This window comes from Nonomuraea sp. NPDC049400, from assembly GCF_044466425.1.
In the GTDB taxonomy this organism is placed as follows: domain Bacteria; phylum Actinomycetota; class Actinomycetes; order Streptosporangiales; family Streptosporangiaceae; genus Nonomuraea.
Genome location: NZ_JBITMP010000039.1, coordinates 40,004 through 62,031, shown reverse-complemented (window position 1 = coordinate 62,031; position 22,028 = coordinate 40,004). Strand labels below are relative to the sequence as shown.

Annotated in this window: 25 protein-coding genes; 11 read left to right on the top strand and 14 right to left on the bottom strand. The window is 70.1% G+C overall.

Annotated features, from left to right (window positions below):
• Positions 1-39 precede the first annotated feature (39 nt).
• The 4 genes from ACIBVN_RS42530 (at position 40) to ACIBVN_RS42515 (ending at position 5,180) form a co-directional block, all read left to right on the top strand.
• Positions 40-1,209: a sensor histidine kinase gene (locus ACIBVN_RS42530; protein ID WP_397145979.1), complete on the top strand. Its 1,170-nt coding sequence runs from the start codon at positions 40-42 to the stop codon at positions 1,207-1,209.
• 14 nt (positions 1,210-1,223) lie between these two features.
• Complete coding sequence (locus ACIBVN_RS42525; protein WP_397145978.1) at positions 1,224-1,874, top strand: response regulator transcription factor; 651 nt, start codon at positions 1,224-1,226, stop codon at positions 1,872-1,874.
• An 80-nt stretch (positions 1,875-1,954) separates the two neighbouring features.
• Positions 1,955-2,701, top strand: coding sequence for an ABC transporter ATP-binding protein (locus ACIBVN_RS42520; protein WP_397145977.1), 747 nt, complete (start codon positions 1,955-1,957; stop codon positions 2,699-2,701).
• A 1-nt stretch (position 2,702) separates the two neighbouring features.
• A complete protein-coding gene (locus ACIBVN_RS42515) occupies positions 2,703-5,180 on the top strand; it encodes an ABC transporter permease (protein ID WP_397145976.1) in 2,478 nt (825 codons plus the stop codon).
• A gap of 109 nt (positions 5,181-5,289) precedes the next feature.
• Here the strand turns inward: ACIBVN_RS42515 and ACIBVN_RS42510 are convergent, their stop codons facing one another.
• The 5 genes from ACIBVN_RS42510 to rph all read right to left on the bottom strand — a co-directional run bounded on the left by ACIBVN_RS42510 (position 5,290) and on the right by rph (position 9,482).
• Positions 5,290-5,559 (bottom strand): hypothetical protein, encoded by a 270-nt coding sequence (locus ACIBVN_RS42510; protein ID WP_397145975.1) that lies wholly within the window; start codon positions 5,557-5,559, stop codon positions 5,290-5,292.
• Positions 5,556-6,401: a toxin glutamine deamidase domain-containing protein gene (locus ACIBVN_RS42505; protein ID WP_397145974.1), complete on the bottom strand. Its 846-nt coding sequence runs from the start codon at positions 6,399-6,401 to the stop codon at positions 5,556-5,558. Before ACIBVN_RS42505 ends, ACIBVN_RS42510 begins: the two co-directional genes overlap by 4 nt.
• A 123-nt stretch (positions 6,402-6,524) precedes the next feature.
• A complete protein-coding gene (locus tag ACIBVN_RS42500; protein ID WP_397145973.1) occupies positions 6,525-8,129 on the bottom strand; it encodes a molybdopterin-dependent oxidoreductase in 1,605 nt (534 codons plus the stop codon).
• A 46-nt stretch (positions 8,130-8,175) separates the two neighbouring features.
• On the bottom strand, positions 8,176-8,766 hold the full coding sequence (gene rdgB / locus ACIBVN_RS42495; RefSeq protein ID WP_397145972.1) for an RdgB/HAM1 family non-canonical purine NTP pyrophosphatase: 591 nt from the start codon (positions 8,764-8,766) through the stop codon (positions 8,176-8,178).
• Complete coding sequence (rph, locus tag ACIBVN_RS42490; protein ID WP_397145971.1) at positions 8,763-9,482, bottom strand: ribonuclease PH; 720 nt, start codon at positions 9,480-9,482, stop codon at positions 8,763-8,765. Before rph ends, rdgB begins: the two co-directional genes overlap by 4 nt.
• 53 nt (positions 9,483-9,535) lie before the next feature.
• On the opposite strand from rph, the gene ACIBVN_RS42485 reads away from it, so the two are divergent.
• Positions 9,536-10,789 (top strand): MFS transporter, encoded by a 1,254-nt coding sequence (locus ACIBVN_RS42485; protein WP_397145970.1) that lies wholly within the window; start codon positions 9,536-9,538, stop codon positions 10,787-10,789.
• Here the strand turns inward: ACIBVN_RS42485 and ACIBVN_RS42480 are convergent.
• The 3 genes from ACIBVN_RS42480 to ACIBVN_RS42470 all read right to left on the bottom strand — a co-directional run bounded on the left by ACIBVN_RS42480 (position 10,774) and on the right by ACIBVN_RS42470 (position 13,213).
• Positions 10,774-11,526 (bottom strand): MBL fold metallo-hydrolase, encoded by a 753-nt coding sequence (locus tag ACIBVN_RS42480; RefSeq protein ID WP_397145969.1) that lies wholly within the window; start codon positions 11,524-11,526, stop codon positions 10,774-10,776. The genes ACIBVN_RS42485 and ACIBVN_RS42480 overlap by 16 nt on opposite strands.
• Complete coding sequence (gene murI / locus ACIBVN_RS42475) at positions 11,523-12,362, bottom strand: glutamate racemase (RefSeq protein WP_397145968.1); 840 nt, start codon at positions 12,360-12,362, stop codon at positions 11,523-11,525. The genes ACIBVN_RS42480 and murI overlap by 4 nt, the downstream gene beginning before the upstream one ends.
• A 62-nt stretch (positions 12,363-12,424) precedes the next feature.
• A complete protein-coding gene (locus tag ACIBVN_RS42470; protein WP_397145967.1) occupies positions 12,425-13,213 on the bottom strand; it encodes a thioesterase family protein in 789 nt (262 codons plus the stop codon).
• A gap of 107 nt (positions 13,214-13,320) precedes the next feature.
• On the opposite strand from ACIBVN_RS42470, the gene ACIBVN_RS42465 reads away from it, so the two are divergent.
• The gene (locus ACIBVN_RS42465) at positions 13,321-13,647 is read left to right on the top strand and encodes a hypothetical protein (protein ID WP_397145966.1); all 327 of its coding nucleotides are present in this window, start codon (positions 13,321-13,323) and stop codon (positions 13,645-13,647) included.
• Positions 13,648-13,732: 85 nt separating this feature from the next.
• On the top strand, positions 13,733-15,613 hold the full coding sequence (locus ACIBVN_RS42460; protein WP_397146024.1) for a DUF3352 domain-containing protein: 1,881 nt from the start codon (positions 13,733-13,735) through the stop codon (positions 15,611-15,613).
• Positions 15,614-15,686: 73 nt separating this feature from the next.
• On the opposite strand, the gene ACIBVN_RS42455 is transcribed toward ACIBVN_RS42460, so the two are convergent.
• The 5 genes from ACIBVN_RS42455 to clpS form a co-directional block, all read right to left on the bottom strand.
• Positions 15,687-16,634 (bottom strand): PLP-dependent cysteine synthase family protein, encoded by a 948-nt coding sequence (locus ACIBVN_RS42455; RefSeq protein WP_397145965.1) that lies wholly within the window; start codon positions 16,632-16,634, stop codon positions 15,687-15,689.
• Position 16,635: 1 nt separating this feature from the next.
• Complete coding sequence (locus ACIBVN_RS42450) at positions 16,636-16,908, bottom strand: MoaD/ThiS family protein (protein WP_349450451.1); 273 nt, start codon at positions 16,906-16,908, stop codon at positions 16,636-16,638.
• Positions 16,909-17,054: 146 nt separating this feature from the next.
• Entirely contained in the window at positions 17,055-17,456 is a 402-nt protein-coding gene (locus tag ACIBVN_RS42445; RefSeq protein WP_349450452.1) for a M67 family metallopeptidase, read from the bottom strand.
• A 9-nt stretch (positions 17,457-17,465) separates the two neighbouring features.
• Positions 17,466-17,990, bottom strand: coding sequence for a DUF2017 domain-containing protein (locus ACIBVN_RS42440; RefSeq protein ID WP_344987029.1), 525 nt, complete (start codon positions 17,988-17,990; stop codon positions 17,466-17,468).
• Positions 17,991-18,000: 10 nt separating this feature from the next.
• Positions 18,001-18,294: an ATP-dependent Clp protease adapter ClpS gene (gene clpS, locus ACIBVN_RS42435; protein WP_090935661.1), complete on the bottom strand. Its 294-nt coding sequence runs from the start codon at positions 18,292-18,294 to the stop codon at positions 18,001-18,003.
• A gap of 46 nt (positions 18,295-18,340) precedes the next feature.
• Between clpS and ACIBVN_RS42430 the strand changes: the two genes are divergently transcribed.
• The 4 genes from ACIBVN_RS42430 (at position 18,341) to ACIBVN_RS42415 (ending at position 21,554) form a co-directional block, all read left to right on the top strand.
• Entirely contained in the window at positions 18,341-19,624 is a 1,284-nt protein-coding gene (locus ACIBVN_RS42430) for a nicotinate phosphoribosyltransferase (RefSeq protein WP_397145964.1), read from the top strand.
• 15 nt (positions 19,625-19,639) lie between these two features.
• On the top strand, positions 19,640-20,209 hold the full coding sequence (locus ACIBVN_RS42425; protein WP_397145963.1) for a nicotinamidase: 570 nt from the start codon (positions 19,640-19,642) through the stop codon (positions 20,207-20,209).
• Positions 20,210-20,342: 133 nt separating this feature from the next.
• A complete protein-coding gene (locus ACIBVN_RS42420) occupies positions 20,343-20,855 on the top strand; it encodes a hypothetical protein (protein ID WP_397145962.1) in 513 nt (170 codons plus the stop codon).
• Between the two features lie 48 nt (positions 20,856-20,903).
• Complete coding sequence (locus ACIBVN_RS42415) at positions 20,904-21,554, top strand: class I SAM-dependent DNA methyltransferase (RefSeq protein ID WP_397145961.1); 651 nt, start codon at positions 20,904-20,906, stop codon at positions 21,552-21,554.
• Between the two features lie 2 nt (positions 21,555-21,556).
• Here ACIBVN_RS42415 and ACIBVN_RS42410 read toward each other — a convergent pair whose 3' ends face one another.
• Positions 21,557-21,934 (bottom strand): STAS domain-containing protein, encoded by a 378-nt coding sequence (locus ACIBVN_RS42410; RefSeq protein ID WP_349450456.1) that lies wholly within the window; start codon positions 21,932-21,934, stop codon positions 21,557-21,559.
• Positions 21,935-22,028: the final 94 nt, after the last annotated feature.

Below are 22,028 nucleotides of genomic sequence, written 5' to 3'. Positions count from 1 at the left end.
GCGGAACAAGGGTCAGGTGGAGGTACATATCGTGATGGTGTGTTCGGCAGGGTACGGGCGTGGTCAAGACGCCATGAGAAGCTGGCGGCCGCCCTCCGGGTGGGACCGCTCGCCGCGCTGTGCGGCTTCCTGGCGATCCCGTACGCGACCATCGACCCCCCACTGACCAGCACGTACCTCGGCGTGGCCGGCTACCTGGGCCTGTCGGCGGCGCTGCTGCTGCCGCTGCTGTGGCGCGAGCGGCCGATCGCCTCGTTCGCCGTCGTCGCGCTGGTCAGCTTCGGGCAGTGGCTGGCGGACGTCGCTCCGCTGCCCGCCAACCTCGCGGTGCTGATCGCGCTCTGGGCGGTGGCCTACCAGTGCTCGTTCCGCTGGGCGCTGGCCGCGTGCCTGGTGGCGGAGCTGGGCGTGTTCCTGGCGCTGGTCAACTGGGAGACGCCAACGCTCGGCATGTTCTTCAGCGGCTCGATCTTCGTGGTGACGATCTGGCTGACCGGCCTGTACGCCAACACGCGCAGGCGATACCTCGAAGGGCTGGAGGAGCGCGCCGAGCGGGCCGAACGCGAGCGCGACCAGCAGGCCAGGATGGCGGCGGCGGCCGAGCGCGCGAGGATCGCCAGGGAGCTGCACGACGTCGTGGCACACAACGTCAGCGTGATGGTGGTGCAGGCCGACGGCGCGGGCTACGCCCTCGACAGCGATCCCGAGCAGGCCCGCCTGGCCGTCAGGGCCATCTCCAAGACCGGCCGCGCGGCCCTGGCCGAGATGCGCAGGCTGGTCGGCGTCCTGCGCGAGGACGAGGCGGCGATCATCGACTACACCCCGCAACCCGGCCTCGGCCAGCTCGAAGAGCTGGTGCGCGGCTCGGCCGTGCCCGCCCGGCTGGAGGTCGGCGGGGTCCCGCGCGAGCTGCCCGAGGGCCAGCAGCTCGCGGTCTACCGCATCGTCCAGGAGGCCCTGACGAACGCCCTCAAACACGGCGGCCCCGGCGTGCGGGCGGTCGTGGAGATCGACTACACCGGCCCGGAGCTGGTCGTACGCGTGACCGACGACGGCAGGGGCGCGGCGGCGCCCAGCAGCCCCGACGGCCACGGCCTGATCGGCATGCGCGAGCGGGTCGGCATGTACGGCGGCGCCGTCTCGGCGGGTCCCCGCCAGGGCGGCGGCTTCGAGGTGCTGGCCAGGCTGCCCATGGTCAACGCGGCGTAGAGGAGGCGGCCAGGGTGATACGCGTGATGCTCGTCGACGACCAGGAGTTGCTGCGGGCCGGGTTCAGGATGGTGCTCGCGGCCCAGCCGGACATCGAGGTGGTGGCGGAGGCCGGAGACGGGCTCTCGGCGCTGGAGAAGCTCAAGACCACCGAGGTGGACGTCGTGCTCATGGACGTGCGCATGCCGCACATGGACGGCGTCGAGGCCACCAAGCGCATCGACGGGCCGAAGGTGCTGATCCTGACCACGTTCGACCTCGACGAGTACGCGTTCGCGGCGGTCAAGGCGGGTGCGGCAGGCTTCCTGCTGAAGGACGTGCCCACGGCCGACCTGATCAACGCGATCAAGGTCGTGCACGCGGGCGACGCCGTCGTGTCGCCGAGCACCTTGCGGCGGATGCTGGACAGGTTCGCCGCGCAGCTCCCGACGGGCGAGCCGGTGCCGGGTGCCGACCTGACGCCGCGCGAGCGGGAGGTGCTGCTCATGGTGGCCCGCGGCCTGTCCAACGCCGAGATCGCGGGCCGCCTCGAGGTGGCGGAGGCGACGGTGAAGACGCACCTGGGGCGGGTGCTGGCCAAGCTGGGGCTGCGGGACCGGGCGCAGGTGGTGGTGTACGCGTACGAGGCCGGGCTGATCGTGCCGTCGCATCGGCCGAAAGTCTGACCGGCGTCATCCAGGGGCCTACACAAAGTCCATCCGCAGGACCCATAAAACCTGAAATTTCCACTCCTAGCGTGATGCGCATGAATGTGACGCTCACCCAAGCCCCGCCCGCGGTGGTGGCCAGAGATCTCACCAAGGTGTACGGCCAGGGCGACGCCCAGGTGCACGCACTCCGCGCGGTGAACGTGTCCTTCGCCACGGGCGCGTTCACCGCCATCATGGGCCCGTCGGGCTCGGGCAAGTCCACGCTGATGCACTGCCTGGCCGGGCTGGACCTCGCCACGTCAGGCACCGTGCACATCGGCGACGTGGAGCTCACCGGGTTGAGCGACCGGCAGCTCACGCTGCTGCGGCGCGAGCGGATCGGCTTCGTCTTCCAGGCGTTCAACCTGCTGCCCACGCTCACCGCCGAGCAGAACATCCGCCTGCCGCTGGACATCGCCGCCCGCCAGGCGGACCAGCCGCTGTTCGACCGGGTCATCGAGACCGTGGGGCTGAAGGACCGGCTCGCGCACAAGCCGGCCGAGCTGTCCGGCGGCCAGCAGCAGCGCGTGGCCGTGGCCAGGGCGCTGATCAGCAAGCCGCAGGTGATCTTCGCCGACGAGCCGACGGGCAACCTCGACTCCCGCAGCGGCGCGGAGGTCCTGTCCTTCCTGCGCACCTCCGTACGCGAGCTGGGCCAGACCATCGTCATGGTCACGCACGACCCGGTGGCCGCCTCGTACGCCGACCGCGTGGTGTTCCTGCGCGACGGCGAGCTGGTCACCGAGATCACCGCGCCCACGCCGCAGACCGTGCTGGACACCCTCGTGAAGCTGGAGGCGTGAGGTGCTGAAGACGGCACTGGCCGGGCTGCGCGCGCACAAGCTCCGGCTGCTGCTCACCTCACTGGCGATCACGCTCGGCGTGGGGTTCATCGCGGGCACGTTCATGCTGAACGACACCGTGCAGGCCGGGTTCGCGCAGCGCGTCACGGCCGACGCGGCCAAGGTGGACGTGGCCGTGCTGCCCAAGGGCCCGGACGCCGTGCTGCCCGAGCAGGTCCTGGAGCGCATACGCGCGCTGGACGGCGTGACCGAGGCGCAGGGCCTGATCCGCGCCGCCGCGCCCGTGCTCGGCAAGGACGGCAAGACCGCCGGGAACGCCCCCACCACCGCCCTGTCCATCGTCCGTGGCCCGCTGGACCGCACCGACATCGTCTCGGGCACCGGTCCGGGGACCGACGACCAGGCCGCCGTGCTCGACGAGAACACCGCCAAGGCCCAGGGCTTCCGGCTCGGCGACACGATCACCGTGCTCGACGACAAGGAGCGCCGGCACCAGTTCAAGCTCGTCGGCCTGCTCGACCCGGGCGTGGACCAGGAGCTCTCCTACACCGGCGCGGTCGGCTTCACCGCGGCCACCGCGCAGCGGATGACCGGCGCGAAGGGTTACCGCGAGATCGACGTCGCGGGCACGGCTCCCGGGCTGAAGCAGGCCGTCGCGGCGGCGGCCGGCGGCGCGTACGTGGTCAAGACCGGCGGCGAGCTGGCCGACGACCTGGCCAGGGCGGCCGGGGTGGAGACCCGCATGTTCACGCTGGGCCTGCTGATGTTCGGCGTCGTGGCGATGATGGTGGCCGCGCTGGTCATCTACAACACCTTCAACATCCTCGTCGCTCAGCGCACCAGGGAGATGGCGCTGCTGCGGTGCATCGGCGCCACGCGCGGGCAGGTGTTCGGCTCGATCCTGCTGGAGTCCGCCGTGGTGGGCGCGCTCGCCTCCGCGCTCGGCCTGTTGATCGGGTACGGCCTGGCCTCGCTCACGCTGACCGTCCTGGGCGCGCTCGACGCCCCGCTGCCCACGGACGCGGCCGTCACGCTGACCCCCGCCACGATCGCGGCCGGCCTGGCCGTCGGCATGGTGGTCACGGTGTGCGCGGCCCTGCTGCCCGCCAGGTCGGCCACCAGGGTGGCGCCGATCGCGGCACTGCGCAGCCAGGTCGAGGAGCAGACGTTCAGGGGCGGCCTGCTGCGCGGCCTCTTCGCCGCGCTCTTCCTGGTGGCGGGCCTGGCCACGACGTGCGTCGGCGTGTTCGTGCTCCAGCCCGGCGAGCAGATCTCGCTCTTCGTCGTGATGGCCGGGGGCGCGCTGACGTTCCTGGGGGTGCTGATCCTGGGCCCGGTGCTGGTCAAACCGCTGAGCGCGCTGATCGGCTGGATCCCGGCCAGGCTGTTCGGGGTTCCTGGGCGGCTGGCGGTGGACAACTCGGGGCGCAACCCGAGGCGGGCCGCGACCACCACCATCGCGCTGACCATCGGCGTGACGCTCATGACGCTGATCTCCGTGGTCACCGCCTCCACCAGGCTGACGATGACGGCCAAGCTCGACGACCAGTTCCCGGTCGACTACATGGTGGCCGGCCAGTCCCGCGACCCGGTCGTCCCCAGGTCCGTGGCGACGCAGTTGCGCGGCAGGCCCGAACTGGCGGCGGTGGCCCAGATCCGCCAGGCCGAGGCCACCGTCGCGGGCAGGCGGCTCGAGGTCGGCACGTTCAGCGGCCCGATCGACGCGTATGTCACCACCGGCTCCATGAAGGGCTTCGGCGCCGGGCAGGCGGCGGTGGCCGACGACCTCGGCATGCGGCTCGGCGAGTCGATATCGCTCAAGACGCCGAAGGCCGGGACGGTCTCGCTGAAGGTGGTCGCGGTGCTCGACGGGGCTCAGTCGTCGCTGCCGCCCGTCACGGTGGCGGAGGCCGCGTTCGACACGTACTTCGGGTCGTTGCCCGACTCCTACGTCATGGTCAACGTCAACGACGGCGTGCCGCCCGAGCAGGCCCGCAAGGTGGTGGACGCCGCCGTCGCGGCCTATCCGGCCGTGCGGGTGACGAGCTCGACGGAGGTACGCGGCCAGTTCGACGAGACGCTGGACATGCTGCTCATGATCATCACTGGGCTGCTGGGGCTGGCGATCCTGATCTCGCTGCTGGGCATCGCGAACACGCTCTCCCTGTCGGTCCACGAGCGGACCAGGGAGTCGGCGCTGCTGCGGGCCCTGGGCCTGACCAGGCCGCAACTGCGGCGGATGTTGTCGATCGAGGCGCTGGTGCTCGGGCTGATCGGGGCGCTGGTGGGCGTCGTGCTCGGGGGCGCCTTCGGGTGGGCCGCGATCAGGGCGATGCTGGACGGCGCCGTCTTCTCCGTGCCTGTCGGTCAGATCGGGCTCTTCGTGGTGCTGTCGGGGGTGGCCGGGGTGCTGGCCGCCGTGCTTCCGGCTCGCCGCGCGGCACGTGCTTCGATCGTCGGCTCTCTCGCCACCGGCTGATCCGGACGAATAGCCCCGTAACCGAATAAAACCGAAATGCGAGGAAAGGGGGAGCACGGTTGGTCGGGCGTCTCATGGGGGCGGCGCCCGGCCTTCTCCACGCGGGATGTCAGCGGGGCGTGCGCCCTGGCCAGAGGTCGGCGACCGTCTCCGGGTCGAGGAGCGGCCGGGCCACCACCTCGCCCGTGGCGCGGTCGATCACGATGCACCCGCCCCCGATCGTCTCCGGCAGCGTCGCCGGATCGTCGAGATCGAGATCGCGCACCCAGGCGACATAGCCGTCGTGGAACCCGTACACCCCAACCGGCACCGCCTCGGCGTGCGCCCGCACCCCGTTGAAATACTCCTCGGCTATCGCCCGGGCCTGGTCCAGGTTCATCGCGGCCGCCCCTGCCGGTCGAGTATCACGCAGAACACCCCGGTCACCGTCGTGTACGGCGGCTCGACGGACATGTGCCCCCGCTGAGCGTCGATCCAGATCACCTCGCCGTCGGCGTTGACCGCGTTCCAGGCGTGGGAGCCGCCGCCGGGCCAGCGCACCACGAGGACGGCGCTCGCCCCGTGACCCGCGTCGAGCAGCCGCCGCACGATCATCGGGTAGCCGTCCCGCCCCTGCCCCGCGTACTGGAAGCGCTGCCCCACCCACTGCTCGATCCTGGCCAGGCTGCCCTGCTCTCCGGTCAGCAGGGGCCGGCCGATCCCGTCGTACTCGGGAAATCTGGGGGCGGCCGTCGCGGGCTCGCCGTGCCAGGTGGACAGGACGGCCAGCGCGCAGTCGGCGGCGTTGGAGGCCCTGAACGGGTCGTCGGCCGGCCCGCCGCCGTTGACCAGCCGCACCCAGGTGCCGCGCGGGTCGGGAAAGCGCTCGCCTGGCCGCAGCGCCTCGGCGAGGTCCCGCTCGACCTGCGGGTCGGGCTGCGCGAGCCCGCCCGGCACCCCGTACGGCCTGGAGTCGGCGAGCCTGGGCGGCCGGTGCGGCCTGTCGAACCAGTCCGCCTCATCGGCGTCTATACGGCGGGCTCGGAACTCGCCGTCGCGCAGGAGAGCGTCATACACAGGATTGGCGGCCTCCAAGGTGGACGGGACCTCCGGAGAGGAGCCGTCCCGCGCGTTGACGGCACCGGTCTCGGCGGCGCGCTCGTAGTCGAGCCACCGCACCCCCTCCGCCACTTGGGGGTTGTAGTGCCCGTCTCGGACGCTCGGCTTGCGCTCGCGGAACACGGCCTGCCTCCTGTCATGCTCGACGACCGATCGTAGAGGCGTCACCGTGGCGGGGAGGGGAAGTCGGCAAGATTCTCCGCAAGAACCACCCGCCGTACCTGCAGAAACAGGGACAAGTAGGGCTCAGGCCACCTGCACCGTGATGGTGTGCCAGCCGGTCGCGCCGTCGGGCGCGGGCGGGGCCTCCTGCTCGGTCTGGGTACGCCCGGCGGCGTCGGTCGCCCGCACCTGGATCGTGTGCCGCCCCGGAGCGGCGTCCCAGTCGATCGACCACTGCCGCCAGGTGTCCGGCCCGGGCACCTCGGCGAGTCTCGCCTGCCGCCACTGTCCACCGTCGACCCGCACCTCCACGGCGTCCACGCCGATGTGCTGTGCCCACGCCACCCCGGCGATCGTGGTGCGCCCCGCCTTCAGGGAACCGCCCGGCTTGGGCACGTCGATCCGCGACTGGGTCTTGATGGGGCCCTTGGCCGCCCAGCCGCGCGGCGTCCAGTACGCCTCATCCCGGTCGAACCTGGTCACCTTGAGGTCCACGACCCACTTGGTGGCCGACACGTACCCGTACAGGCCGGGCACCACCTGGCGCACGGGGAAGCCGTGCGCCACGGGGAGCGCCTCGCCGTTCATCGCGATCGCGAACAGCGCCTCGCGGCCGTCCATGACCACGTCGACCGGGGTGCCGCAGGTGAAGCCGTCGGCCGAGGTGGACAGGAGCATGTCGGCGCCGGACTGGAGCCCGGCCTTGCGCAGCACCTCAGCCATGCGGACGCCGAGCCAGCGGGCGTTGCCGACGTACTCGCCGCCGACCTCGTTGGAGACGCAGGTGAGCGTGACGTCCGCCTCGGTGAGCGGCATCCCCAGCAGGTCTGCGTACGTGAGCTCCACCGGCCGGTCGACCATGCCGTGGATGCGCAGCTTCCAGTCGTCGGGGTTCACCTGGGGGACGATGAGCGCGGTGTCCACCCGGTAGAAGTCCCGATTTTTCGTGATGAACGATGACAAGCCGTTGATGCGGAGATCGGCGCCGGCCGGAATGGGCTTGGCCGGAGTCGCCGGCCTGGGCACGGCCAGGCTCACCCGCGCGGCATCCACCACCCGCCGATCCCCGAGCACCTGCCCGAGCACGGCGCTCCCGAACGCGACCGCCGCCCCTCCGGCGGCTCCCGTAAGCAACCGCCGCCGGTCGAACCCTCGCAGGTCCGCCCCGGCCAGCATCACCGCAGGCCGTTCCGCACCGGTCGCGCTGCTGTCGTCGCCGGTGGCGGGGGATGGCGAGGGCGAGGCGCCCGCCACTCGCCGTCTCAGCCACCAGAGCGTCCAGGCACCGGCCGCCGTCCCGAGGATGGTCGGCAGCGCGTCCGGCACTTCGGCGTCCGGCCGGGTCAGCACCGCCAGCAGGCCGATCGCCCCGAACGCGGCCAACCCCGCGAAGCCGTAGGCGAGCCTGCGCATGGTCAGCATCCCGATGAGGGGCGCGACCACGCCGAGCAGCACCAGCACCACGCCCACGATGAGGACCGTCTTGTCGCTCTCGCCGAACGTCCTGATCGCGAACTCCTTGACCGGAGCCGGCGCGAGATCGACCGTCACATCGCCCACGGCTACCACGGGAGACGTCTCGGGCCTGACGAACGCGGCCGCGAGCTGCGCGATCCCGAGGGCCACGCCCCCGGCCACCAGGCCGATCAGAGCCCGCGCCCAGGCGGGCGCCACCGAGTTACTCTGCACGATTCGACGCTACGCCGCCCGGCCCCGCGCGGTTCTTACGCGGTGGTTACGAGCTGAGCAGCTCCCGCACGAGGGGCGCCAGCGCACGGAAGGCCCGCCCCCGGTGGCTGATCTCGTCCTTCTCCTCCGGCGACATCTCGGCCGTCGTGCGCTCCTCGCCGTCAGGAACGAAGATCGGGTCGTATCCGAACCCGTTGGACCCCCGCGGCGAGGTGACGAGGTGGCCCGGCAGCGTGCCCTCCACCACCCGGGTCTCCCCCGACGGCAGCGCCAGCGCGGCGGCGCAGGCGAAGTGGGCGCTCAGCTTGCCGGCGGGCACGTCGGACACCTGAGCGAGCAGCAGGTCGAGGTTGGCCTGGTCGTCGCCGTGCCGCCCCGACCAGCGGGCGGAGAAGACGCCCGGCATGCCGCCCAGCACGTCGACGCAGAGCCCCGAGTCGTCCGCGACCGCGGGCAGCCCCGAGCCCTGGGCGACGGCGTGCGCCTTGAGCAGCGCGTTTTCCTCGAAGGTGAGCCCGGTCTCGGCGACCTCGCCGATCGAGGGGAACTCCTCGAGCCCCACGATGTCGAACCCGGCCAGGATGCGGCGCAGCTCCGCGATCTTGCCCGCGTTGCGGGTGGCGAGCACAATCTTCATGAGCCCAGGGCCTCCTGCTGGATCAGCGTGAGCTCCTCGCAGCCGGTCACGGCCAGGTCGAGGAGCTGGTCGAGGGCCGAGCGGTCGAACGGGGTGCCCTCGGCGGTCCCCTGCACCTCGACGAAGCTGCCCTCTCCGGTCATCACGACATTCATGTCGGTCTCCGCGGCCACGTCCTCGGTGTAGCAGAGGTCGAGCATCGGCACGGAGCCGACCACGCCGACGGAGACGGCGGCGACCGAGCCGATCAGCGGGTCGCCCGGGCACATCCGGCGCTCGCGCATCCAGGCGACGGCGTCGGCGAGCGCGACGTAGGCGCCGGTGATCGCGGCGGTCCTGGTGCCGCCGTCGGCCTGCAGCACGTCGCAGTCGAGCAGGATGGAGTTTTCCCCCAGCGCCTTGTAATCGACGCAGGCCCGCAGCGAACGCCCGATCAACCGGGAAATCTCGTGAGTCCTGCCGCCGATTTTGCCGCGGACCGATTCTCGATCGTTGCGAGTATTGGTCGCCCTGGGCAGCATGGCGTATTCGGCCGTAACCCAGCCCTGGCCGCTGCCTCTGCGCCACCGGGGCACGCTGTCCTGGACCGAGGCCGCGCACAACACCCGCGTGTTGCCGAATTCGACCAGCACCGACCCTTCGGCATGAGCCAGCCAATGCCTGGTGATGGTAATCGGGCGGAGCTGGTCAGGGTTGCGGCCATCCTGTCTGGACATGCAGATCACCCTATCTCCGCGCCACGACACTCTTGACCAAATGTGTCCGCCACATGGATCCTTACGCAATGACAACGGGGGTGTTGCGAAACCCTGACTTCCTCCGGTTCCTCAGTTCGCATGTAGCGGACGAACTCGGGGCGAATATCTCACGAGTGGCGCTCCCGCTGGTGGCCGTGCTCGCGCTGCACGCCGGCCCGGCGGAGGTCGGCGCGCTGTCAGCGCTGCAGACGGCGGCGTTCCTGCTGATCGGCCTGCCCGCGGGGGTGTGGGTCGACAGGATGCGCAAGCGCCGCGTGATGATGGCCACCGACTTCGCCAGATTCCTGCTGATCGGCAGCATCCCGCTGGTGGCCCAGCTGGGGCTGCTGTCGATCGGCATGATGTTCGTGGTCGCGCTGCTGGCGGGCGCGAGCCAGGTCTTCAACGACGTGGCCGACCAGACGTACCTGCCGGAGCTGGTCGGCACCGGGCAGCTCAGCGACGGCAACTCGAAGCTGGAGGTCGTCCGCTCGGGGGCGTTCCTTGCGGGGCCGGGCATCGGGGGCGCGCTGGTGCAGCTGTTCGGGGCGCCGTCCACGCTGGCCGCCACCGCGCTCGGCTCGCTCTCCTCGGTGCTCCTCCTGGGCTTGATCAAGGCGCCCGACAAGCCTCCCGCGGTCACCGAGCGCACCTCGCTGATGCGCGGCATCAGAGAAGGCCTCGCGTACGTGTGGCGGGACGGGCTGATGCGTATGTTCGTGGCCTCCACGGCGGCCGTCAACCTGTCCACCAGCGCCGTGCTCGGCCTGTCGGTCTTATTCCTGGCCGACGAGGTCGCGCTGCCCCCCGGCGTCGTCGGCGTGCTGCTCATGACCGGCGGCATCGGCGGCCTGATCGGCGGCTTGACCGGCGGCTGGCTGTCCAGGCGGTACGGCACGGCCAGGATGACCTGGCTGGCCGTCAGCGTGGCCTCGCCCTTCGGCCTCCTGTTACCCATGACGCAGGCCGACTGGCGAGTGGTGTGCTTCGCGACCACCTCGATGGCGCTCTCCTGGAGCGCGGCACTGACGAACGTGGGCCAGATCACCTACCGGCAGACCGTGACCCCCGAGCACCTTCTGGGCCGGGTCAACGCGTCGGTGAGGTTCATGGTCTGGGGAATCATGCCGCTGGGCGCGCTGCTCGGCGGGCTCCTCGCCCAGCAGATCGGCGTGCGTGAGGCCCTGTGGGCGATCATGACGGTCAGGCTGCTGGCGTTCCTCCCGCTGCTGTTCTCCCCGCTCCCCCGAATGCGGGACTTCAACGAGCTTCAGGCCAGGTCGTAGACCGCGCCGCTGCGGGCCAGCTCGATCGGGCCCGTGAAGCCTCCTCCCGCCGCCTGCTGCAGCACCGTGCCCTGGTCGTTCCACGGGACGAGGTGGGTGAGCACGAGCCGGCCGACGCCGGCCTTGGCGGCGTGCTCGGCGGCCTGGCGACCGGTCAGGTGCAGGTCGGGAGGCAGGTCGGGGCCCTCGACGAACGACGCCTCGCACAGCATCAGGTCGGCGCCCGCGGCCAGCTTCACCAGCTCGCCGGACTCGCCGGTGTCACCGGAGTACGCCACGGACCTGCCGCCGTGGGACACGCGGAAGCCGTACGCCTCGACCGGGTGGTTGACCAGCCCCGCGGTCAGCGTGAACGGGCCGATCTCGAAGGAGCCCGGAGCCAGCGGCACGAACTCGAAGGCGGTCTCCATGCCCGGCTCGTCCGGCATCCCGTAAGCGGCCGAGAGCCGGCGCGGCGCGTCGGCAGGCGCGTAGACGGGCACCAGGGGGTACGGCGCCTCGGGCCCGTACGTGCGGACCACGTGGTAGCCGCACAGGTCGAGACAGTGGTCGGCGTGCAGATGGGACAGGCAGACCGCGTCCACGTCGTACAGGCCGATGTGGCGTTGGAGCGCACCGAGCGACCCGCTGCCGAAGTCGAGCAACATCCTGAACCCCTCCGCCTCGAGGAGGTAGCAGGACGCGGGGCTGTCGGGCCCGGGGAAGCTGCCCGAGCACCCGACGATGGTCACCTTCATGTGGGCTCCTTTTCCGCGTCACGGCCGTTAGAGGTAGTACCCCCCACTGGTGCGACTTCGACCGCGTCGATCTCCGGGCCCAGGAAACGCCGCCCGAGCCGGGCGAAGAGCAGGGAGTCGCCGGTGGCCAGGAAGCGGTGCCGGGGGGTGGCTTCGCCTCCCGCCGCCAGATCGCGGTCGTGCAGGATCCGGTAGACGTCCTTGGCCGTCTCCTCGGCGCTGGAGACCAGCGTGACCCCGTCACCCACGACGTAGGAGATCGCGCCGGTGAGCAGCGGGTAGTGGGTGCAGCCGAGGATGAGGGTGTCGCAGCCCGCGGCCCTGATGGGCTCCAGGTACTCGCGCACGACCTCGATGAGCTCGTCGCTCATCGTCTCCCCTCGTTCGACGTACTCCACCAGGCGTGGGGCGGCCACGGCGGTGAGGAGCACGTCGGGCGCCGCGGCGAAGGCGTCGTGGTAGGCCATGGAGTCGATGGTGGCCCTGGTGGCGATCACGCCGACCCTGCCGGTGCGGGTGGCTCGCACCGCGCGCCTGGTGGCGGGCTGGATCACCTCCACGACAGGCACGTCGTAGCGCTCGCGCGCGTCGCGCAGCACGGCCGAGCTGGCGCTGTTGCACGCGATCACGAGCATCTTGACGCCGTGCTCGACGAGGTGGTCCATCACCTCCAGGGCATAGGCGCGCAGCTCCGCGATGCGTTTCGGCCCGTACGGCTGGCGGGCCGTGTCGGCCACGTACGTGATCGACTCGTAGGGCAACTGGTCGATGATCGCGCGAGCGACCGTCAGGCCGCCGACCCCGCTGTCGAAGATCCCAATACTCGTGTCCGGCACGCTCTAGAGGGTAGGCGACCTGGGCGATCAACTCTGCGTAAGAATCCTCACATTCGTGGTCGTCAGCCTCTCCCGACCCGGGCCAGCTGGCGCGACTGGGCCACGAGACGGCCGGCGGAGTCGCGTACCTCGACGTCCTCGTCGAACCAGCCGTCCGAGATCAGCCGGCCGCTGCCGAGCAGCGTGAGCCAGCCGGGCGCGGGCAGCGCGCGCAGGTGCCAGGTGAGCTCCACGGTCGGCGCCCAGCCCCGCGCGCCCGCGGAGAACACCACGGGCGGCAGCGCGTCGACGGCGAGCGCCAGCACGTACGGGTCCGGATCCTGGGGTTCGGCCATCCTGAAGTACGCCCGCGACTCCGGTCTGCCGGTCGGCTCGCCCTTCAGCCAGCCGATGGTGGGCGGGTCGAAAAGCAGCTCCATCTGGGCGTTCAGGGTCATGCCCGACTCGGGCTTGGGGGCAGGGAGCTTGACGCACTCGTCACGGCTCGGCATGTCGTCCGCCGGCCTCTCGTAGACCGGCTCGGCCTCGTTCAGCGTGGCCGTCGTGATCAGGCCCTCGATGTGCGCCACGCCGTCCTGCACGAGCGTGGCCCTGGCGAACGCGGCCGTCCTGCCTGCCTTGAGCGGCTCGATCCTGACCTGGGCGGGGCCTGCGATCGGCGCTTTGAGGAACTGCGCGGTCGTGCTCACCGGGTGCTCGAACGGCGAGGCGTCCACCGCCGCGCGGAGCATCACGGCCATCAGGTAGCCGCCGTTGAGCGGTCCGCCGATCGCGTACCCGGGATCGAGACACACGTCGTATGTGCCCTCATCGACCTTGATCGCCTGCGTCGCCTCGTCGAACTTGGTCATCCACGCCTGCCTCAAGTCCAGAACACTATTCTGGCGGCATACTCTAGTGCATCCCCTTATCAGCGCGCCTACCTGCGAAAACGTGATTCGGCTGAGAAAGTTCGATCATGTCGAGTGTCACCGAACTCATCGGTCAGTCCGTTTGGGACTCCAATGGGGTGTGGGTCGGCCACGTGGTGGACATCCGCGTGGTCAAACACAAAGGGGAGCTGCAGCAGAGCCACACCGTCTACGGACTCGTCGTCTCGAGCCTGCGCGCGCCGCTGCTGCTCGGTCTCACCCGCGAGCGCGAGGACCGCCCGGAATGGCTCTCCCGGATTTTGTCCCGCCTGGCCTATGCGGGCTGCACGTTCGTGCCGTGGTCGGCCATCGCGGAGTACGGCGGCGGCGAGGTGCACATCAGCACGCTGAGAAAGGAGCTCACCCGGGTCTGAATATCACTTCAGCACATTGCAAGCGCCCGTCTAGCAACATCAGCTAACTTCTTTGGGGTCCAATGTCCACATTGTGAGTTGAGTGATGTCTGCGAATAATCCCCCCTACGGCCAGGATCCTGACCGGACCACGGCGTACAACTGGAACCAGGGGCAGCAGCCGGAGAACCCCCCGCTGAACTCCGGCCAGCCGTACCCGCCGCAGCAGCAGCCCTACGGCCAGCAGGACACGTACGGGCAGCAGGCGTCCCACGGCCAGCAGCAGCAGCCGTACGGCCCCCAGTCGGCCTACGGGCAGCAGCCTTCCTACGGCGCCCCTTACGGCCAGCAGGGCCAGCAGAATTGGCAGCAGGGCCAGCAGCAGGCGCAGGGTGGCTGGCAGCAACAGCAACCGCAGCAGGGTTGGCAGCAAGAACAGCAAGGTTGGCAGCAGGGCCAGGGCTGGCAGCAGGAGCAGCAGGGTTGGCAGCAGGACCAGCACGCCCAGGGCGGCTGGCAGCAGCAGGGGCCCGAGGGCTTCGGCCCCGCGGAGCCGGCCAAGAAGGGCCGTAAGACGTGGATCATCGCCGCCGCCGCGGCGCTCGCGGTGATCCTGCTCGGCGGCGGCGCGGTGTGGGCAGTGGGAGCCATCGGCGGGGGCGGCACGCAGCCGAACGAGGTCCTGCCCGCCAACTCGATCGCCTACGTCCGGCTCGACATGGACCCGGCAGCGAACCAGAAGGTGGCGCTGTTCGAGCTGGCCAGGAAGTTCACGGTCACCAAGGACTCCTTCACCGGCGAGGACCCGCGCAAGGCGGTGTTCGACATGTTCAACAAGGGCAACGACGCCAAGCTCGACTTCGCCAGGGACGTCGACCCCTGGCTGGGCAGCAGGGTCGGCTTCGCGGCCGTGCCGTCAGGCAAGGAGGAGCCCGACTTCGCGCTGGCCATCCAGGTCGAGGACGAGGCGCAGGCCAAGGCCGGCATCGCCAAGCTGATGAAGGGCGACAAGTACGGCATCGCCTTCCGCGAGGACTACGCGCTGATCAGCTCCACCCAGCAGCTGGCCGACAAGTTCGCGCAGGCCGACACCAGCCTGGCTGACAACACCGAGTTCAACGACGACATGGGCGCGATCGGCGAGCAGGGCGTGCTGTCGTTCTGGGCCAGCATGGGCGGGCTCATGGAGCTGGCCAAGAAGGAGATCCCGGCCGAGCAGGCCGCCGCCGTCGAGCAGATCAAGAACGCCAGGTTCGCCGGCGCGCTGCGCTTCGACAGCGCGTACGTCGAGCTCGCCGGTCTCGTGCGGGGCATGAAGGGCACGGCGCCCGAGGGTGACCTGCCCAAGGCCGAGCTGGGCACGCTGCCCGCCAGCACGGCGGGCGCCCTGTCGGTCTCCGGTCTCGACCAGATCGTCACCAAGCAGTGGGCCGAGCTCCAGAAGCAGGCCGCGGCGACCGGCGGCGCGCAGGTCCAGCAGTTCATCCAGCAGGCTCAGAGCCAGCTCGGCCTGCAGCTGCCCGGCGATCTCGCCACGGTCCTGGGCAAGAACTTCACGATCGCGGTGGACAGCCAGGGCCTGAACAGCAACCAGATCAAGGGCGGCGTGCGCGTCGTCACCGACCCGGCCAAGGCGCAGGCCATCGTCGACAAGGTCCAGCAGGCGATGTCCCAGGGCCAGGGCGGGCCGCAGATCGCCAAGGTCAAGGGCGACGGCGTCTTCACGGTCGCGACGACGGACGAGTACGCCAAGCAGCTGGCGGGTGAGGGCACGCTCGGCGACTCGGAGACGTTCCAGACGGCGGTCGCCAACGCCGATGACGCCAACTACGCGATCTTCGTGGACCTGGACAAGGTCGAGAACCTCTACCTCAAGTCCATGCAGGGCGACGACAAGGCCAACGCGCAGGCGCTGCGGGCCATCGGGATGAGCGGCAGCGTGACCGACACCGAGTCGACGTTCTCGCTGCGGGTCCTGTTCAACTGACGCAGAAGACGAAGAAGGCGGCCGGTCGTCGGACCGGCCGCCTTCTTCGTTGCCTCAGGCCCAGAGCTGGCCCTCAGGCCCAGAGCTGGCCTTCGAGGCGCTCTTCCGCCTCCTCCAGGGTGCCCTCGTAGGCACCCGTGGACAGGTATTTCCAGCCGCCGTCGGCCACCACGAACACGATGTCGGCGCGCTCGCCCGCCTTGACCGCCTTCTTGGCCACCCCCAGCGCCGCGTGCAGCGCCGCGCCGGTCGAGACCCCGGCGAAGATGCCCTCTGCGGCGAGCAGCTCACGCGTGCGCCGCAGCGCGTCGGCCGAGCCCACGGAGAAGCGGGTGGTCAGCACGGACTCGTCGTAGAGCTCGGGGATGAAGCCCTCGTCCACGTTGCGCAGCCCGTACACGAGCTCGCCGTAACGCGGCTCGGCCGCGACGATCTGCACGCCCGGCACCCGCTCGCGCAGGAACCGCCCGACCCCCATCAGCGTCCCCGTGGTGCCGAGCCCGGCCACGAAGTGGGTGACGGCAGGCAGGTCCTCGAGGATCTCCGGGCCGGTGGTCTCGTAGTGTGAGCGCCAGTTGGCCGGGTTTCCGTACTGGTAGAGCATCACCCAGGAGGGATTCTGGGCCGACAGCTCCTTGGCCACGCGTACGGCCTCGTTGGAACCGCCCGCGGCCGGCGAGGAGATGATCTCCGCGCCCCACATGCGCAGCAGCTGGCGGCGCTCCTCCGAGGTGTTCTCCGGCATCACGCAGATCAGCTTGTAGCCCTTGAGCTTGGCCGACATCGCGAGCGAGATGCCGGTGTTGCCGCTGGTGGGCTCGAGGATCGTGCAGCCCGGCGTGAGCCTGCCGTCCTTCTCGGCCTCCTGGATCATCCAGAGGGCGGGCCTGTCCTTGATCGACCCGGTCGGGTTGTGGTCCTCGAGCTTGGCCCAGATCCGCACGTCGGCGGAGGGCGACAGCCGCGGCAGACCGACGAGCGGCGTGCGGCCGACCGAGTCGATCAGCGAGTCGAAGCGCATGTCACCCGCCGGCGACGGCAGGCAGCACGGTCACCGTGTCGCCGTCGGACAGCGGCGTGCCGAGGCCGCCCAGGAAGCGCACGTCCTCGTCGTTCAGGTAGACGTTGACGAAGCGGCGCAGGCTGCCCTCGTCGACCAGGCGGTCCTTGATGCCGGGGTGGCGCGACTCAAGATTGCTGATCAGCTCTTCGAGGGTGGCGCCCTCGGCGTCGACGGCCTTGGCGCCGCCGGTGTAATTACGCAGGATGGTCGGAATGCGAACTTCGATGGCCATCGCGCTCAGTCTCCTCAGGTCAGGTCGTCCCATCGGCAGCAACACCGACGGCTGGGTGGGGATTCCGGGGATTCAGCGCTGACGACAGTCGTACACGACGACAGCCGGAGTGTGCGCGAAGAGGAAGCTCTGCACCGGCCTGACCATCATGGGAGAAACCTTACCTCTTCCTCCGTAATCACTCCGTCGAGGATCCGGTACGAGCGGAACTCGACCTTGTCCTCGTCCCGCGTGGAGACCAGGACGTAGTGGGCGTCCGGCTCGGAGGCGTAGGACACGTCGGTGCGCGAGGGGTACGCCTCGGTGGCGGTGTGGGAGTGGTAGATCACGACGGGCTCCTCGTCGCGGTCGTCCATCTCGCGCCAGACGCGCAGTTGCTCCATGGAGTCGAAGCGGTAGAAGGTGGGCGAGCGCTCGGCGTTCTCCATCGGGATGAACCGCTCGGGAACGCCGTTCTTGCCCGCGATGACGCCACACGCCTCATCGGGGTGGTCCGCGCGGGCATGGGCGACGATCTTGTCAACCAGTTCCTGCGAGATCGACAGCATGCCCGGAAATTACCAGAGCGCGCGGACCAGGCTGTCCTGGAGGTAGGTCAACCAGTCGTAGGTGACGTAGGCCGGGTAACGCGGATCGTCCTCGGACATCATGGCGATCTCGTCGTGCACCTCCTCGGTCACGTCAAGCTTGGTGCCGAGCGTGAGGCGCACGTCGTTGAGCGAGCGCAGCCACGCCTGGGCCTGCTCGGGCGTGAGCTCGGCGCGGCCCGACTTGGCGGTGTCGAAGACGGTCTGGGCGTCGGCCCGTTTGCCGTCGCGCAGCGTGGCCTCGGTGTAGCGGCGGAACTCCGCGGACTCCTGCTCGTCCTCGTACGCCGACGGGAACAGCCTGGCCAGCACCGGGTCGGACGGCGCCTCGCCCCCTCCGATGCCCAGCGCCCGCTCCAACGGGTCGTCGCTGGTCTGCCCCGGCTCCACGATGCCCAGCATCATCGAGACGAGCGAGCGCAGGAGCGAGACCTCCGCGGCCTCGAACTCCGCGATGACGCCGCCACCCTTGCCCGGTGAGAAACCCGATGTCACCCGCGCCGCCTTACTTGACCGAGTCCGGCTGGAGCGTCGCCCACAGGCCGTAGGAGTGGAGAATCTGCACATCGCGTTCCATCTCTTCCCGCGTGCCACTGGACACGACGGCCTTGCCCTTGTGATGAACGTCCAGCATGAGTTTCTCGGCCTTCTCCTTCGTGTAGCCGAAGACCGTTTGGAAGACATAGGTCACGTAGGACATGAGGTTGACGGGGTCGTTCCAGACGATGGTCACCCATGGCAGATCGGGTCGGACGTCCGATGACGGACGCTCAACGGCGATTGGAGCGGTGCTACCCACATCCCCGAGTCTGCCCTATCTGGGCCGTAGTCTTCGAGTCGTGAGGATGACCATGAGCACTGCGTTGCTCACAGATCACTATGAGCTGACGATGCTACAGGCGGCCCTGCGCAGTGGGGCCGCACACAGACGCGCCGTTTTCGAGGTATTCGCCAGACATCTACCGGGTGGCCGGCGCTACGGGGTTGTCGCTGGGACGGGACGTGTCCTGGACGAGCTGGAACGCTTCCGTTTCAGCGAGGAAGAACTCACCTATCTGGCCGAGAACCACGTCGTCGACGACACCACTCTGGCGTTTCTGGCCGATTACCGGTTTTCCGGCAACATCTACGGCTACCGCGAGGGAGACCTCTACTTCCCCGCCTCTCCCATCATGATCGTGGAGGGCACCTTCGCGGAGGCCGTGCTGCTGGAGACCCTCACCCTGTCGATTCTCAACCACGACTGCGCCATCGCCTCCGCCGCCTCCCGCATGACCAACGCCGCGGGCAAGCGGCCGATCATCGAGATGGGCTCGCGCCGCACGCACGAGGGCGCCGCCGTGGCCGCCGCCCGTGCCGCGTACATCTCCGGGTTCGCCTCCACCTCCAACCTGATGGCCGGGCACGTGTACGGCGTCCCCACGGCCGGCACGGCGGCGCACGCGTTCACCTTGCTGCACGATTCGGAGAAGGACGCGTTCGAGGCCCAGATCGCCTCGCTCGGCCGCGGGACGACGCTGCTGGTGGACACGTACGACGTGGCAGAGGCGGTGCGCACGGCCGTCGAGCTGGCCGGGCCCGACCTGGGCGCGGTCCGCATCGACTCGGGCGACCTGGCCGCCGCCGCGCAGGAGGTGCGCGAGCAGCTCGACGCGCTCGGCGCCTTCAGCACCCGCATCCTGGTCACCTCCGACCTGGACGAGTACGCCATCGCCGCGCTCGCCGTCGCCCCCGTGGACGGCTACGGCGTCGGCACCTCCCTCGTGACCGGGTCAGGCGTCCCCACGGCGGCCCTGGTGTACAAGCTGGTGGCGCGGGAGACGGCCACGGGCAAGCTGGAGGCCGTCGCCAAGCGCTCGGTGGGCAAGCCGTCGCGTGGTGGCCGCAAGCAGGCGTACCGGCTGCTGGACGAGGCGGGCCACGTGGAGACCGAGCTGATCACCACCGGCGGCCTGGTCCCCGAGGGCGGCATCCCCCTGCTGCACGAGCTGGTACGCGACGGCGAGGTCGTGGGCAGGGAGCCCCTGTCCGCGGCCCGCGAGCGCCACGCGCAGGCCGTCTCCAGCCTCCCCCTGGAGGCCCTGCACCTCGGCAGGGGGTACGCGGCGATCCCCACGGAGTTCGCCTGACGTATGGTGCTGGGTATGGGGACCGCGTTGATCATCGTCGATGTGCAGAACGACTTCTGCGAGGGCGGCAGCCTGCCCGTGGCGGGGGGCTCCGAGGTGGCGGCGGCGATCACCCGTCACGTGTCCGAGCACGGCTACGACCATGTGGTGGCCACCCGCGACTATCACATCTCCCCCGGCGCCCACTTCTCCGGCTCGCCCGACTATGTCGCGACGTGGCCCTCGCACTGCGTGGCCGGCACCCCGGGAGCGGACTTCCACCCGTCGTTCGACGTGTCGGGCGTGGAGGAGGTCTTCAGCAAGGGCTCCTACGCGGCGGCGTACAGCGGTTTCGAGGGCACGTCCGGCGACGGCGTGTCGCTGGCCGAGTGGCTCAGGCAACGCGGGGTGCACGAGGTCGACGTGGTGGGGATCGCCACGGACCACTGCGTGCGCGCCACGGCGCTCGACGCGGTGCGTAACGGGCTGGCGGTGCGGGTGCTGCTGGACCTGACGGCGGGCGTGGCCCACACGACGACGGAGGCGGCGCTGGCGGAGATGAAGGCCGCGGGCGCCACCCTCCTGGGGGCGCCCGTCGTGGGCTGATCAGCCAGCACTCCTGATCACGAAGCGTATGCGATATGCAACGCTGAGGTCATGTGATATCCATGAGGGCGAACCCTCTCCGGAGCCGTAGTAATACGGAGAGTCACATACTCCTTTTCGTGTGAGGTTTTTCATGCTGGCCGTCTCCCTGGGCGTGGCCTGGCTCGTGCTCGGCCCCCTGTGCCTGTGGCTGCTCGTGCGGGGTCGCGCCGTCGAGCGGGTGGCCGCGGTCGTGGCGCTGGCGCTGCTGGAGGGCGGCACGATCGCCATGGACGCCACCCGTCCGGCCACGCCCGCCGCCCGTGCTGTCGCGGCGCATGCCGAGCCGTCCTGCGACGAGCGCGTGCCGGTGCCCCGGTCCGCGAGGGCGGGGCGCGAGATCGAGCTGACCTGGGCGGCGGTCCCGCACGAGTGCCGGGCGGCCGAGGCCGTCGTGCGCACCAAGGGGCGGAAGATGGCGGTCTGGCTGTACGAAGGGCCGAGCATCGGCGGGCGCGTCCCCGTGCTCGCGGTGCGTCGTCAGCGCGCGTTCACGCTGCCCGTGAACGTCAAGAGCGGGATGGCGACCGTCAGGGTTCCAATACACAAGAAATCGGGTTATGTCCTGACCGATGGGCGCACGGGGCGACGCATCCCGCAGCGCTGATCTGCCGGCGTTCATCCGGGGCTGACGGCTGGTCTAAGGTCATCCGTCGTGACCGAGCCGGACTTCCTGCGCGCCACCCGCGCCTCATACGACGCCATTGCCACCGACTACGCCGAGCTCTTCCGCGAGGAGCTGGCGGGCAAGCCGTTGGACCGGGCGATGTTCGCCGCGTTCGCGGAGCTCGTACGGGGCTCGGGTCCCGTGGCGGACGTGGGTTCGGGTCCTGGGCTGGTCACGGCGCACCTGCACGGCCTCGGGCTGGACGTGTTCGGCGTGGACCTGTCGCCCGAGATGGTCGCGCTGGCCCGGCGGACGCACCCCGGCCTGCGGTTCGAGGAGGGCTCGATGCTCGACCTCGACCTGCCCGACGGGGCGCTGGGCGGCCTCGTCGCCAACTACTCGATCATCCACATCCCCCTGGAGCTGCTGCCCGACGTGTTCGCCGAGTTCCACCGGGTGCTGGCTCCCGGGGCATACGCGCTGGTCGTGTTCCAGGTCGGCGACGAGTCGGGGCGCAGGACGGAGGCGTTCGGGCATGAGATCTCGCTGGACTTCCACCGGCGCCGCCCCGACCAGATCGCCGAGCTGATGACCAAGGCCGGGCTCGTCATGCACGCCACGCTCGTACGAGAGCCCGGGGCGGGGACGAGCGAGCCGACGCAGCAGGCCCTGCTCCTGGCCCGCAAGCCGCCCGCCTGAGCTCAGGTCTTGGCCACCGCCAGCCGCAGCGCGTCGTCGAGCCGGGCGAAGACCTCGAACGCGTGCCGCAGCCCGGTGATCGACAACACCCTGGCCATGACGCCCTGGACCCCGCCGAGCAGCAGCCTGGTCCCCCTGGCTTCGCACTTCTGCAGGACGCCGACCAGCTCGTTCATCCCCATCGAGTCGCAGAACCGCAGCTCCCCGAGGTCCAGGATCAGGAAGGGTCTCGGGGGCAGGTCCCAGATGGGCTCCATGTGCTCGCGCAGCACCGGCAGCGCGTAGACGTCGAGCTCGCCCTCGAGCCTGACGATGACTGCGTTTCGGGTGAGGCCGGAAGTGACGCTCAACGTCGGCTTTCTGGTGGCCTCAGACGACATGGGCAAAGTCCTTCTGCGTATCCCGAGACAAGCCAAGAGTGGTTCTTGCCGTTTCGGTCGAGTTTCTAACAAGAGGGCATGGTTCTGTGGCCAA

Bases quoted from the DNA above. Each gene is read 5' to 3' on its own strand.
- ACIBVN_RS42520 (WP_397145977.1), top strand. From the start codon at position 1,955: ATGAATGTGACGCTCACCCAAGCCCCGCCCGCGGTGGTGGCCAGAGAT.
- ACIBVN_RS42510 (WP_397145975.1), bottom strand. From the start codon at position 5,559: ATGAACCTGGACCAGGCCCGGGCGATAGCCGAGGAGTATTTCAACGGG.
- rdgB (WP_397145972.1), bottom strand. From the start codon at position 8,766: ATGAAGATTGTGCTCGCCACCCGCAACGCGGGCAAGATCGCGGAGCTG.
- rph (WP_397145971.1), bottom strand. From the start codon at position 9,482: ATGTCCAGACAGGATGGCCGCAACCCTGACCAGCTCCGCCCGATTACC.
- ACIBVN_RS42485 (WP_397145970.1), top strand. From the start codon at position 9,536: ATGGATCCTTACGCAATGACAACGGGGGTGTTGCGAAACCCTGACTTC.
- ACIBVN_RS42480 (WP_397145969.1), bottom strand. From the start codon at position 11,526: ATGAAGGTGACCATCGTCGGGTGCTCGGGCAGCTTCCCCGGGCCCGAC.
- ACIBVN_RS42470 (WP_397145967.1), bottom strand. From the start codon at position 13,213: ATGACCAAGTTCGACGAGGCGACGCAGGCGATCAAGGTCGATGAGGGC.
- ACIBVN_RS42465 (WP_397145966.1), top strand. From the start codon at position 13,321: ATGTCGAGTGTCACCGAACTCATCGGTCAGTCCGTTTGGGACTCCAAT.
- ACIBVN_RS42460 (WP_397146024.1), top strand. From the start codon at position 13,733: ATGTCTGCGAATAATCCCCCCTACGGCCAGGATCCTGACCGGACCACG.
- ACIBVN_RS42455 (WP_397145965.1), bottom strand. From the start codon at position 16,634: ATGCGCTTCGACTCGCTGATCGACTCGGTCGGCCGCACGCCGCTCGTC.
- ACIBVN_RS42450 (WP_349450451.1), bottom strand. From the start codon at position 16,908: ATGGCCATCGAAGTTCGCATTCCGACCATCCTGCGTAATTACACCGGC.
- ACIBVN_RS42445 (WP_349450452.1), bottom strand. From the start codon at position 17,456: ATGCTGTCGATCTCGCAGGAACTGGTTGACAAGATCGTCGCCCATGCC.
- ACIBVN_RS42430 (WP_397145964.1), top strand. From the start codon at position 18,341: ATGACCATGAGCACTGCGTTGCTCACAGATCACTATGAGCTGACGATG.
- ACIBVN_RS42425 (WP_397145963.1), top strand. From the start codon at position 19,640: ATGGGGACCGCGTTGATCATCGTCGATGTGCAGAACGACTTCTGCGAG.
- ACIBVN_RS42420 (WP_397145962.1), top strand. From the start codon at position 20,343: ATGCTGGCCGTCTCCCTGGGCGTGGCCTGGCTCGTGCTCGGCCCCCTG.
- ACIBVN_RS42410 (WP_349450456.1), bottom strand. From the start codon at position 21,934: ATGTCGTCTGAGGCCACCAGAAAGCCGACGTTGAGCGTCACTTCCGGC.